This window comes from Paenibacillus thailandensis (assembly GCF_042685365.1).
Classification (GTDB): Bacteria; Bacillota; Bacilli; order Paenibacillales; family Paenibacillaceae; genus Paenibacillus_AP; species Paenibacillus_AP thailandensis.
This window is the reverse complement of record NZ_JBHUMY010000016.1, coordinates 60,953-73,329: the sequence shown is the minus strand read 5'-3', so window position 1 is coordinate 73,329 and position 12,377 is coordinate 60,953. Positions and strand designations below refer to the sequence as shown.

Sequence of the window (12,377 nt, the reverse complement as noted above, 5' to 3'; positions counted from 1 at the left end):
GGGATCTACTACCTATGCAATCAACAAATGTTAAACCGCTGAGCGAATCGGCGCGAAGCAAGCTTAAAGAAGCGATTTCGGTGTTGGAGCCATTTTTGAACAACAACACAATCGGCCAGCTGGCAGGAGAGGATACGAGCGAAGAGAACGTGGCCTTCTACCAAGGGCTGTTGTCCGATCTTAGACATTTATTGGTGTTTTCAGAAGTATCCGTGGAAAAACTCGGAGTGCTCCTAAGACGCCCTAACTTCGATATCGATTTTGCCGAGAGGGCATTGTACGACGTTTATCATCAATGCGTTAACGCCTACTTCTATCCGAAGAACGAATGTTATTCGGAGGACGGGCGTTATGCTTACACCGGACAAGACGCGATCCGCTTCCGCCGGAAGCCGGTCCGCGAAGCGCGCGATATCGTCCTCACCTTGTCCAAGCTGTTCGAAGAGCTCCGCGACGAGCTTGCTTACTACGAAAGCGATTATTTGACACAACGCCGCATGCAAGGGCAAAAATAAACAGAATGGTTCGCCTCCGCTAAGGGAAACTTGATAGCGGGGGCTTTTTATTTTTGGGCGCAAGCTTTTGCAAGCTCCTGCCTTGGCAAGAAGCTTTTTCTTGAGGAGGTATTGCGAATGCCGGAAGGCGTCTCCTGCAGCGTTTCAAACTGCACGTATTGGAAAGAAGGAAATGCGTGCGGAGCGGATCGTATCTCCGTCGATATCGACCAGCACGCAAGCCCGGATTTTTTCGAGGAATTTGCCGCCGACGATCTCGGCTTGGATCATCAAGATCAAGCGACGCAATCCTCAGTAACCTGCTGCTACACCTTTAAACCGAAGGAGTGAAGCGGAAATGCACCGATACGAGGATGAAGTAAAAGAAAAAGACAATCGTTCCCGCAATTTTGAAGAAATGAACCGTGAGTACAAGGAAGAGATGGGCGCCGATTTTGCCGCGGGGACCTACGTGGATCGAGGCGACCGCGCGGAATTCCAGGAATCGGAAACCAAATCGATGGGTTATTCGTTAGGGTGGGTAGCCCTCGTGTTCGCGATCGCCTCCTGGTTCGTATGGCCGGTATTGCTTGGCGTCACTTCCGCTGTCCTGGGCTTTATCGCGTACCGTCAAGGCGCAAGAAAAACGGGCGCTTGGTCCATGGGGGTCGGCCTTGTCGCCGCCGCCGTCTATTTGTTTATTATCCCGTTATATTACGCCGTGTCCTAAACGAAGCGGAATGTTAGGCTATCTCGAAAGCAACGCCGAAGCACAAATTTCAGCCCCAAGCTGATCTTGCGCCAGGCGTTGTTTTTTTGTTGACCGGAATAGATTCCTTGCGTCGGAGCGTGTTTTTTGGCTCTTACCGGCAGTATCCCCCTTAGGTCATGTTATTTACTGAATGTTTTTTACATATCGGCACTATCCCCACTACTCAGGAATGCGCTTGCACTTGATGGACATTGGTTCTTTTCTGAGTAATAGGGATATTGTCCAAAAGGGGGAACTTTTTTATCGTCGAGTTTGCAGCGTGTCCTGCAGGGACAAAGCGCTCTTTGCTCGGAAGGGCTGGTCAACGTCTCTGAAGCAGGAATCGTTTTCCATTTGGGGTGGCCTTCAGGGGCGACGCCCCTAGGGGTCCCCTTACGACAAGGGGGATTTAGGGGGTTGGGAACGCCCTTAGAAAAGGGTTTGGGTGCTTATGGCTTGACACGGGCCTTTATAATAAAGTTATAAAAGTACGATTGGGAGAGGAGATTTGGCTGTGATTATCGACATAAGGGACGTAAGCTGGGAACGCGGAGAGCGAACGATTTTGAACCATATCAATTGGCGGGTCGAGCCGGGCGAGCATTGGTGCCTTCTCGGACTAAACGGTTCCGGCAAAACGACATTGCTTAACATGATAAACGGTTATATATGGCCGACCAAGGGAAGCATCGGCGTATTGGGCAAGAAATTCGGAGAAACCGACCTTAGGGAGCTGCGCAAAAAAATCGGCTGGGTCAGCACTTCGCTGCAGCAAAAGCTGTACGGCAGCGAGACCGGACTGAAGATCGTGCTAAGCGGCAAATTTGCTTCTATCGGTCTTTACGATGAAATAACCGCTTCCGACGAACGCCGGGCGGAAGCGATTCTGGAGCAGCTTGGCTGCGGGTATTTGAGCGGCCGGACGTATCAGACAATGTCGCAGGGCGAACGTCAACGCATTTTAATCGCAAGGGCTCTGATGAGCGAGCCGTCCCTGCTTATTTTGGACGAGCCTTGCACGGGGCTCGATTTGTTCGCGCGGGAGCAATTGCTCCGGATGATCGAGGCGATTGCGGAGGGCGAGCAAGCGCCGGCAATCGTTTACGTTACGCATCACGTCGAGGAAATATTGCCGGTGTTCAGCCATACGCTGCTTCTTAAAAAAGGAGAAGTGTTCCAAGCGGGCCGGACAAGCGACGTGCTGACCTCGGAAAGCATGAGCGGATTTTTTGAAGTGCCGGTTGAAATCGAAACAAGAGACCAGCGCCATTGGCTTTATGTTAAGCGGAGCTGATACCGGGTTACCGTTCGCGGACGAACATCGGGCAAAACCCGGTCTTCGGAGACGGCGGACATTGATCGGCTGGCTGCGGAAGCGGCTTGCAGCCCGATACCTTTACCATACGGGCTTATGGAAAGCGGCGTCCAGAGGCGTTATATCGCTCAGCCTATTGGGGATATGTCTAGCGGCTCCCGGCATGCCGACCGGTCTTGGAGGAGGCGCAGACTTGCTCCTCTTTGGCTTGCTCACGGCCGTTGGGTCATGGCTTGCCGCCCACGCCGTTGCGATCGTCTTATCGTTCGTTTATGTACCCGTACCGCGGTTATTCGCCGGTTACGCGCTTTATGCCGGTACCGAAATATACCTGCTTAGTTACTCTGCGGATTTAACCGCTGCAAGCTCGCTTGCGATCGCCGCCGTATTGACGGCCGCCGCTGCGGGGACGGCGGCCGCGGTCGCTTTGCTTAGGCGGCTTCCCGCGGCAGGAGCCAGGCGGCAGGCTGCGGCCGCCGCCGTCGGAGCGGCCGTCATGCTCAGCGCGGTATGGCAGCTGCCGGCCGCCGATCCGGCGGCGGAACCTGTTCTCGCGGACAGCGCTGACGGCTATACTCCGGCCGATGCTGCGGACGGAGGCGATTCGGCCGATGCGCTGGACTCCGTCCTAGGAGCCGGCTTGTATGCCGGCGATCCTGCCGCTGCAGGGCCGTATGCTTTCCGCTATTTTACTTACGGAAGCGGGGATGACCGCCATCGTGCCGAATACGGCAATGGGGTTACGCTGAAGACCGTTCCCGTCGACGCCTCCGCATATATTTCCGACTGGCCTTGGCTCAAGAAGCTGTTCTGGGGCTTCGACCGGAAGTCGCTGCCGGTCAACGGCCGCGTGTGGATGCCGGAAGGAAGCGGGCCGCGGCCGCTTGTTCTGATCGTGCACGGCAACCATCTCATGGAGCAGTTTTCCGACGACGGGTACGGGTATTTGGGACAATTGCTTGCAAGCCGGGGATTTATAGCGATTTCAGTGGACGAAAACTTTCTGAATTACTCCGTTTGGTCCGGCATTCCCGATAACGACATGAAAGCGAGAGCGTGGATGCTGCTCAAGCATTTGCAGCAGCTGAAGGCTTTCGGCAGCGAGCCGGGCAATCCGTTTTACGGCCGGATCGATTGGGACAAAGTAGGTTTGATCGGCCACTCCAGAGGAGGCCAGGCCGTCGCGATGGCCGCCGATGCCAGGCGCTGGTTCGCGGGCGAGGACAAGCTGATGAAGGACCTGAACGGCGTGCGCATCCGCTCCGTCGCGGCCATGGCGCCGACCGACCGGGCCGTAGACGGCAAGCATGCGGAACTGAACGACGTCGCTTATTTGACGCTCCAAGGGGCGAGAGACGCGGATGTGACCGATTTTTACGGCGACCGGCAATATAATCGGACGACCTTTACGCAGACCGGGAGCGGCATGTTTAAAGCTTCGCTTTATATGACGAACGCTAACCATAGCCGGTTTAACACTTCTTGGGGCTCCATGGATCAGAAGCTGCCAGGAGGGCTGCTGCTGGAGCTGAAGCCGATTATGGACGGCGACGATCAGCGCCGGGCGGCCCAGGTTTATATTTCGGCGTTTCTGGAGGCAACGCTTCACGATAACGCCGCTTATGCCAAGCTGTTTCAGGATTACCGGTACGGCAGCGATTGGCTGCCGTCCACGACCCGGTATTACAGCCAATACGAAGACGGGTCGTTTGCGGCCATCGCGGACTTCGAAGAGGACGGCGACAGGAGAACGTTGACCGCAGCGGGGACTGCGGAGGCGACGGGCTTCAACGAATGGTCGGAAGGCGAAGCGTTAAGCCGCAGCCGCAACGGCAAAGGGACGAAAGGCGTCATTTTGGAGTGGGACGGAACAGCGTCCTATACGCTTCGGCTGCAGCGGGGAGAAATGAACGGGCAATTCGCGAAGGCAGCCGAACCGGCGGTATTGACGTTTGCCATTGCCGATCTGAGCAGGGATTTGCCCGAAGCCGGCGGCAAAAATAAACGGGCCGTAAATCCCGGTTCGTCAATAACGGTTGAATGGATAACGGCGGACGGAAAGCGCCGGGAAGTTCCGTTAGCTTCCGTCATGCAGTGGGAAGAGCCGGAATTCGTGACGTTTACTCGATTGCCGTTTCTGGAAGATACGATCGACGACGGCAAATACAAGGAACCGAACGAGCCGGTATATCAAACGGTCAGAGTCCCGCTCGGGACAACGAAAGCGGAAGATATCGTTCAAGTTGCCTTCCGGATGGACGGCGGAGCCGGCAAAGCGATGCTTGACCACGTTGGGTTTGCATCCGAATAAGGGATGTCCTGCAAGCCGGTTCCGACCGCATGCGGGCATCCCTTTTTCTCTCGGCGTTATTTTAGCGCGGAAGGATCTTTGCCGTTTAGCGGCTCTTCCTTAAACGTAATGCTTCTGGCGGCATACAGGAAAGGCGTGGAGCAGACAGATACGATAAATTTGACGACATATGTCGTGACGAACACCGACAGCCATGTCGGCATGTCGTATTCGCCGAGAAAAGCGATCGACGTAAAAACAAGCGTATCGACAAGCTGGCTGACGGCCGTGCTGCCGTTGTTCCGGATCCACAGCTGATTCGGTTTCGGGCAAAGCCGTTTAAGCAGCGAATAAATGCGAACGTCGAGAAACTGGCTTATAAAATAAGCGCACAAGCTGCCGGCGGCTATTCTCGGCATAAGTCCGAACAGCGTTTCCATCGCTCCCTGTGCGGCCAGCGAGAATTCGGCGTCATGCGGCTCAAACAGCAGCGCAAGCTGCATAATAAAGGTCGAGACGAGCAACGTAAAAAAGCCGAACCAAACTCCCTTTTTCGCTTCCTTCCGTCCGTACTTCTCGTTCAGGAGGTCGGAAGCGAGATAGATCGTGCCGTACATCGTATTGCCAAGGGTCAGCACGATGCCGTAAATGTCGATCGTCTTCACGACCTGAATGTTGGCGAGGACGGTTGCCATTCCGATCCACGCGTAAACGCCGACTTTGCCGAACAGCCGGTAGCCGAGCAGGAAAAGTGCGAAGTGGACAAGCATAAACAATGCGCCGAACCATAAATTAAACATAACGTTCCTCCTAGTTTTGTTGACGCGGGAGATTTCGAACCGCGGCCCGTTCCGTAACGCGGAACGACGGCTGGGACAGCTTAACCTTGTCATTATATAGGCAAACCGGCAAACGGGCAATATGCCGCGGCAAGCGTACGATTCCATTTCGGCCGGGCCGGTGTTAAAATGTGAAAGCACGCGGTCCGAACGCGACCGTTAATGCGCGGGCGGGTACATATTCGCATGAGTATTATGCAGCAGAAGGGGTTAGGTATGGATATTCAGAATGAACAAGAAGAACGGATAACTGCGGAGCTGGCGGAGGAACAGAAGCGGGCAGACCGGGTTACGAACCATATTCGGACCAAAATCGAGGAGCTTGAGGATCGCCTTGGCGAGAAACGCGAAGACGTCGTCGAAATTCGCAGAGAATTCTGGGACGACGTCACCGTCAACTTCGAAGATTCGGCCGAAGCGGCGGAAACGGCGGCAAGCTTAAAGCAGCAGGCGGAAGTGCTGTTCGAAAGAGAGCACAGCCACCGGCATGCGAGAATGCAGCTCAACACGTTGCGGAAGCTCGAACAGACCCCTTATTTCGGCCGCATCGACTTCAAGGAGGACGGAGAAGCCGATGCGGAAGCGGTCTATTTGGGCGTCGGCTCGCTTCTGGACGAATCCGGCGGCCATTATTTGATTTACGACTGGCGTTCGCCCATTTCCAGCCTGTATTACGATTATTCGCCGGGTCCGGCCCAATACCGGGCGCCGGCGGGGACGATCCGCGGCGAAATGACGCTCAAGCGGCAATTCGTCATCCGGAACGGCCGGATCCGAAGCATGTTCGATACGGGCGTCACGATCGGCGACGAGCTGCTGCAGGAGCTGCTCGGCCGGCATTCCGACGCGCAGATGAAAGGGATCGTCGCGACGATCCAACGCGAGCAGAACGCGATTATCCGCAACGAGCGGGCAAAGCTGCTGATCGTTCAGGGAGCCGCGGGAAGCGGCAAAACGTCGGCCGCCCTCCAGCGGGTCGCTTACTTGCTGTACCGGTATCGCGACAGCCTGACGGCCGATCAGATCGTATTATTTTCGCCGAACCCGATGTTTAACAGCTACGTCGCCACCGTATTGCCGGAGCTTGGGGAAGAGAACATGCAGCAGACCACTTATCAGCAATATTTGGAGCATAGGCTCGGCCGCTCCTTCGATCTCGAGGATCCGTTCACCCAGATGGAATATACGCTTGGAGCTTCGGACGATCCCGACTATGAAGCGAGAATGGCCTCCATCCGCTTCAAATCGGATCTCCTTTTTATGAACGCGATCGAGCGGTACGCGGCATCGCTTGGGGACAAAGGGCTCAAGTTCAAGCCGATCCGCTTTCGGGGCCGCGTGCTCGTCGCCGCGGAAACGATGGAGGAGAAGTTCTACGAGCTCGACCGCTCGTCGTCGATACCGAACCGTTTGAAGCAGCTGGCGGAATGGCTTCTCAAGGAGCTGACAAGACTTGCGAAGCTGGAGCGGAACAAAAGCTGGGTCGAGGAAGAGATCGAGCTTTTGGACAAGGAGGAATACATTCGAGCTTATAACGAGCTGTCGCGAAAAAACGGTTATCACGAAGATTCGTTTAACGATTTTGAACGGGAAAAGCGGATTTTGTCGACTATGGTCGTCACCGAAAAGTTCAAAAAGCTGCGAAGAAGAGCGAAGCTGCTCCGGTTTCTCGACGTGCCCGCCATGTACCGCCAGCTGTTTGCGGCAGCGGAACCCGACGCGGGCTTTCCGGCCGAATGGACCGGCATTTGCAGGCTGACGATTGCCAAGCTGGAGAGCGGCGCCATGTTTTACGAGGACGCAACGCCTTACCTCTACTTGAAGGAGCTGCTGGAAGGGTTCCATACGAATACGAAGGTTCGTCATGTATTCGTCGACGAGGCGCAGGATTATTCGGCTTTTCAATTCCATTATTTGAAGCGGATCTTTCCATTCGCGAAGATGACGGTGCTCGGAGACTTGAATCAGGCGATCTTCGCGCACGCCGAATACAGGGACAGCTTCGAAATGCTGAAAGGCTTGTACGGCGAGGAAGCGACGGAAACCGTCGCATTGGAGCGAAGCTACCGTTCGACGCGGCCGATCGTGGAATTTACGAGCCGCATGATTGCGGGAGGAGAGCGGATCATTCCGTTCAACCGGGAAGGGGAAAAGCCGTCGTTAACGGCGGCCGGCGGCCGGACCGAACGATTGAGGCTGATTGCGGAACGGCTGCGCGAGCTTGAGGCCGAAGGCTTCCGGTCGATTGCCGTCATTTGCAAAACGGCCGAGGAATCCAGGGAGGCGCATTCGCTTTTGCAAGAGGAAGGGGCGGCCGTTCGGCTGGTGGAGAAAGAAACGGCGACGTTCGGCCAAGGAACCGTCGTCATTCCGTCCTATTTGGCAAAAGGCTTGGAATTTGACGCCGTTATCATTTATAACGCTTCTTCCTCCGTTTACGGCAAAGAAAACGAAAGAAAGCTGTTTTATACGGCGTGCACCAGAGCCATGCACGAGCTGCATATTTATTACGAGGATCGGCCTACGCCGCTCTTGCCGCCGCCCGGGCGAAACCGTTAATTTCGGACTTCCGTCCAAATGTCGGATACGTCGACCCGAAGCTCGGCGGCGATCAGCTCCGCCGTCAGCCGATGCGGCCGGATGATTTTGCCGTTGCGAAGCTTGGAGATGGTCTGCGGCGTGATCCCGGTAGCCGCGGCCAGCTGGCTGGCGTTAATATCGCGTTTGGCCATCCATATTTTCAGCTTGATCGAGGAATCGGCCGATTTTTCGACAGGCTTCAGATCATGAAGGACAAACGCATATTCTTTTACTTTGCCGAAGCCGTCAAAGATGGGCTGGAACGTAATGTTCATATCCAGTATAGCGCCGAGATTGGCCGATCGGATGACGACGGTTCGGGCCTGCTTCTGTTTCACCGCTTCCGCGGTCGTTTTCAGCACCCGGGACCATTCTTCCTTTTCGACATACCGGAAAATCGATTCGTCATCCGAACGTTCGGCTTCCTGCAGCTCAAGCGGCCGTGAATTCAATAGAAATTTGATTTTATGGGCTTCGTCCACCACTCCGCTTACCAGCACATGATCGCCGTCGCATCGCTGCCTTAACCATAACTGGGAGCTTAAGTCCTGCACGGAAAGGGCCGTTGCGTTTGGCTTTCCTCTGTTGGAAGCCGCGAGCGGAAACAGCTCGATCCATATGGGGATTCTTTTTTTTTCTTCTGGTAATCAGCGTAAATCTTTTAATCGGGTTGTTTCGGAGCTGGCTTATGCCCGTGCAATGCTCGATCAGAGAAGATAACGGGATACGGCGGAGCTCTTCGGCGTTATAACCGCAAAGCCGGACAAAAGCGGGATTGGCGTCCAGAACGGCCAAATTATCGTTTTTTATAAGAACAAGCGGTTGGCTGACCGCATAAAACGTTTCGCGATAATACGACAATAAATGTCCACCTTTCTAAATCTAGCTGCGCATTGTCGATTTTAAGTATAAGAGAACTGGATTTACGCTACAAGAGGTACATATTCACATCAAATTACAAGGTTTAAAAAATTAAACTATGCCGCATGTCATGGATTAAGTACAAGCTACAGCGCAATCCCGATGTATATTGAATGCGATTTGCCCGTTTTATCCGTTTTCATTAAGTTTATTGATTCGGGTATTATGTAGTAGCATTCTTGCTTTAGTCTGCTGAAATGCCTGTTGGAAGGGGGCTGACAACTTGGAAATCTGCACCATGAACGAATGCTCGAAACCGGTTAAGGCGAAAGGTTTGTGCGCAATGCATCATCAGCGGCTATTGCGTCACGGCGATCCGAATACGGTTAGGCCTCGCAGAACGAAACAACCTAAGGCTTGTTCCTGGGTGAACTGCGAACGCCCGGCAGTTTCGAAAGGGCTATGCACGAAGCACTACTATATTTATCGGGTTTCGTCATGCCATCAATAGACGTGTCGAATGATGTCAACAACTATGACATCTATTGAACGTTTTATTGATAACGGGGTGTATTTTTTCAGGGGACCATGTATAATTTAGATACAGATTACTCCTTATACATGAGTCTCGTACGGCAATCGGGGGGCTGCGAACAAGCGCAGGGCTTGTTCGCCCCGCACCTTCCGGCCGCTTGCTTGATATTTCCTCAGCTTCAAGTTATACTCCCATAGTATGTAAAGTCTTTGGCATCTACTGGACCTACCTTCATCAATTCCGCCTTTTCGTTTTACACCTCGAGATTATGATGTTTTTCTTCATCCGTCCATCATGGAAATGCAATTCATCCGCTATGTCTTTTCTTTTTTAATGGAGCATGTACACCCCTTGGATTCTTCGTGCCGCACACTGAAAGCCAAGCGGGGAACCTACACTTTCGAGGGAGTTGGAGTCTATGGCCCGAAAAGAAATGATCGCAATGCTGCTTGCCGGAGGGGAAGGCAAAAGGCTCGGCGTGTTAACCCGGGACTTGGCCAAGCCCGCTGTTTATTTCGGCGGCAAATACCGGATTATTGATTTTACGCTGAGCAATTGCGCACATTCGGGCATCGACACGGTAGGCGTGCTGACGCAATACCAGCCGCTGGAGCTTAATCGGTATTTAGGGATCGGAAGCCCCTGGGGACTTGACAGGCGCGACGGCGGAATGACGATATTGCCGCCTCATGTGAAACAGAGGGGGGGCGTTTGGTACAAAGGAACCGCAAACGCCATTTACCAGAACATCTCCTTTATCGAACGCTACGCTCCCGATTACGTGCTTGTCATTTCCGGCGACCATATTTACAAGATGGATTATGAGAAGATGCTTGCCGAACATAAAAGGAAAGGAGCGGACGTGACGATCGCCGGGTTCGAGGTCGACTGGAAGGAAGCGAGCCGGTTCGGCGTTATCCATGTCGATGACGAAGACCGCATTATCGCTTTTGAAGAAAAGCCGAAGACGCCGACCAGCAACCTGGTTTCGATGGGCGTTTATATCTTTTCGTGGTCCGTCCTGCACAGTTATCTTGTGTACGACGAGGCGAACCGTTCCTCCAGCCATGACTTCGGCAAAGACGTCATTCCGGCGATGCTCCAGGACGGCTTGAGGCTATTCTCCTACAAGTTTCAAGGCTATTGGAAGGATGTCGGGACGATCGAAAGCTTGTGGGAAGCCAACATGGACTTGCTGGACGGCCGCGCATCGATGGACTTGACGGATGAAGAATGGCGAATCTACTCCGTCAGCCCGAACCAGCCTGCGCATTATATCGCCGAAGAAGGGGAAGCGGCGGGTTGCCTCGTCTCCGAAGGCTGCGTAATCGAAGGCCGCGTCCATCACTCGGTATTGTTCTACGGCGTCCATGTCGGCGCAAGGAGCGATATTCAGGATTCGGTCATCATGCCGGGCGTCCGGATCGGCAAGGGGGCCCGCATTCATAGGGCGATCATCGGCGAAGGGGCGGTCATCGAAGACGGCGCCTCCATCGGAGATCCGTATGACGGCGGCATTACGGTCGTTGCGGTCGGGGAGTATGTTGCGAACAACCAATGGCTCGAGGAGGTCGAACAGGCATGAAGCATAAGGTGATGGGCGTCATCAATCTCATTCATGAAACCGACGAACTCGAACGTTTGACGAATGGCCGCTGCCTTGCGACGGTTCCGTTCGGGGCGCGCTATCGGCTGATCGATTTTATATTGTCCAGCATGGTCAACTCGAACATCTCGAAAGTCGCGATATTCGCGCATACGAAATACCGCTCGCTTATGGACCATTTGGGCTCGGGCAAGAACTGGGACCTGGACAACCGCCAGAGCGGCCTGTTTATTCTTCCTCCCGCGACGGACAACATCCAGGAGCTTAGCCGCGGCGATTTGTATCATTTCTATCAGCACCGCGATTTGTTTGCCCGCTCCTCGTTGGAATATGTCATCATCGCCCGCAGCCATATGGTTTGCAATCTCGACTTCGAAGCCGTCGTCGCGGCCCACGAACAACGGAAGGCGGACATTACGATCGTGTGCAAGCAAGACGCTGAGCTGCACGGCGGCCACGCCCGCAAGGTCAGGGTGAACGAGGACGGACGAATTACGGCGATTCAAGAGCAATACGGCCGAATGAACAGCGATATCTGCTCGATGGAAATGTATCTGATGCGCAAAGATTTGCTCATGGAAATCGTGGAGACGTCGCTTGCGCAGGGGAAGGACCATCTCGTCCGCCACGCCATATTTTCCAGGCTTGACAACCTGCACGTATCGGCCTTTATGCATGAAGGCTATCTCGGCGTCGTCAACACGCTGCCAAGCTATTACCGCAACAGCATGAACCTGCTCGTTCCGGATACGTGGAAGGAGCTGTTTTTCAAGCCCGGCCCGATTTACACGAAGGTCAAGGACGAGCCCCCCGTCCAGTACGACGAATCGTCGAAAGTAAGAAATTCCCTTATCGCAAACGGCTGCCGGATCGAAGGAACGGTCGTAAACAGCATTTTGTTTCGGGGCGTTCATGTCAAAAAAGGGGCTGTCGTACATAACAGCATCATTATGCAAAACGGCACGATCGGCGAAAACAGCATCGTCCAGCATACGATTTTGGACAAGGATGTCATGGTGCATCCCCGCCGCGACATTCGCGGTGCCGAAAATTCGCCTTTTGTTGCAGGCAAACGCAAAGTGCTTTGACATTCGAAATCATGAACG

The 12,377-nt window shown here is 54.1% G+C and carries 10 protein-coding genes; 8 read left to right on the top strand and 2 right to left on the bottom strand.

Annotated elements, in window-relative coordinates; translation table 11 throughout:
- Window positions 1–14 precede the first annotated feature (14 nt).
- From ACFSW5_RS15325 to ACFSW5_RS15305, 5 genes are all read left to right on the top strand, one after another.
- Window positions 15–515: a YpuI family protein gene (locus ACFSW5_RS15325; protein ID WP_379274723.1), complete on the top strand. Its 501-nt coding sequence runs from the start codon at window positions 15–17 to the stop codon at window positions 513–515.
- A gap of 117 nt (window positions 516–632) precedes the next feature.
- Window positions 633–845 (top strand): DUF1540 domain-containing protein, encoded by a 213-nt coding sequence (locus ACFSW5_RS15320; RefSeq protein ID WP_379274721.1) that lies wholly within the window; start codon window positions 633–635, stop codon window positions 843–845.
- 7 nt (window positions 846–852) lie between these two features.
- The gene (locus ACFSW5_RS15315) at window positions 853–1,224 is read left to right on the top strand and encodes a DUF4190 domain-containing protein (protein ID WP_379274718.1); all 372 of its coding nucleotides are present in this window, start codon (window positions 853–855) and stop codon (window positions 1,222–1,224) included.
- Window positions 1,225–1,759: 535 nt separating this feature from the next.
- Complete coding sequence (locus ACFSW5_RS15310; protein WP_379274716.1) at window positions 1,760–2,539, top strand: ABC transporter ATP-binding protein; 780 nt, start codon at window positions 1,760–1,762, stop codon at window positions 2,537–2,539.
- Between the two features lie 61 nt (window positions 2,540–2,600).
- Entirely contained in the window at window positions 2,601–4,871 is a 2,271-nt protein-coding gene (locus tag ACFSW5_RS15305) for an alpha/beta hydrolase family protein (protein ID WP_379274714.1), read from the top strand.
- Between the two features lie 56 nt (window positions 4,872–4,927).
- Here the strand turns inward: ACFSW5_RS15305 and ACFSW5_RS15300 are convergent, their stop codons facing one another.
- Window positions 4,928–5,650, bottom strand: a complete 723-nt coding sequence (locus ACFSW5_RS15300; RefSeq protein ID WP_379274711.1) for a queuosine precursor transporter — start codon at window positions 5,648–5,650, stop codon at window positions 4,928–4,930.
- 255 nt (window positions 5,651–5,905) lie between these two features.
- Here ACFSW5_RS15300 and helD point away from each other — a divergent pair, with 255 nt between their 5' ends.
- Window positions 5,906–8,248, top strand: coding sequence for an RNA polymerase recycling motor HelD (gene helD / locus ACFSW5_RS15295; protein WP_379274708.1), 2,343 nt, complete (start codon window positions 5,906–5,908; stop codon window positions 8,246–8,248).
- Here helD and ACFSW5_RS15290 read toward each other — a convergent pair.
- Window positions 8,245–8,823: a helix-turn-helix domain-containing protein gene (locus tag ACFSW5_RS15290; protein ID WP_379274705.1), complete on the bottom strand. Its 579-nt coding sequence runs from the start codon at window positions 8,821–8,823 to the stop codon at window positions 8,245–8,247. The genes helD and ACFSW5_RS15290 overlap by 4 nt on opposite strands.
- Window positions 8,824–10,083: 1,260 nt before the next feature.
- On the opposite strand from ACFSW5_RS15290, the gene ACFSW5_RS15285 reads away from it, so the two are divergent.
- Both ACFSW5_RS15285 and glgD read left to right on the top strand, forming a co-directional pair.
- Window positions 10,084–11,250 carry a glucose-1-phosphate adenylyltransferase gene (locus tag ACFSW5_RS15285; protein ID WP_379274703.1) on the top strand — a complete coding sequence of 389 codons (1,167 nt, stop codon included), beginning with the start codon at window positions 10,084–10,086 and terminating at the stop codon, window positions 11,248–11,250.
- Window positions 11,247–12,359: a glucose-1-phosphate adenylyltransferase subunit GlgD gene (gene glgD, locus ACFSW5_RS15280; RefSeq protein WP_379274700.1), complete on the top strand. Its 1,113-nt coding sequence runs from the start codon at window positions 11,247–11,249 to the stop codon at window positions 12,357–12,359. The genes ACFSW5_RS15285 and glgD overlap by 4 nt, the downstream gene beginning before the upstream one ends.
- Window positions 12,360–12,377 lie beyond the last annotated feature (18 nt).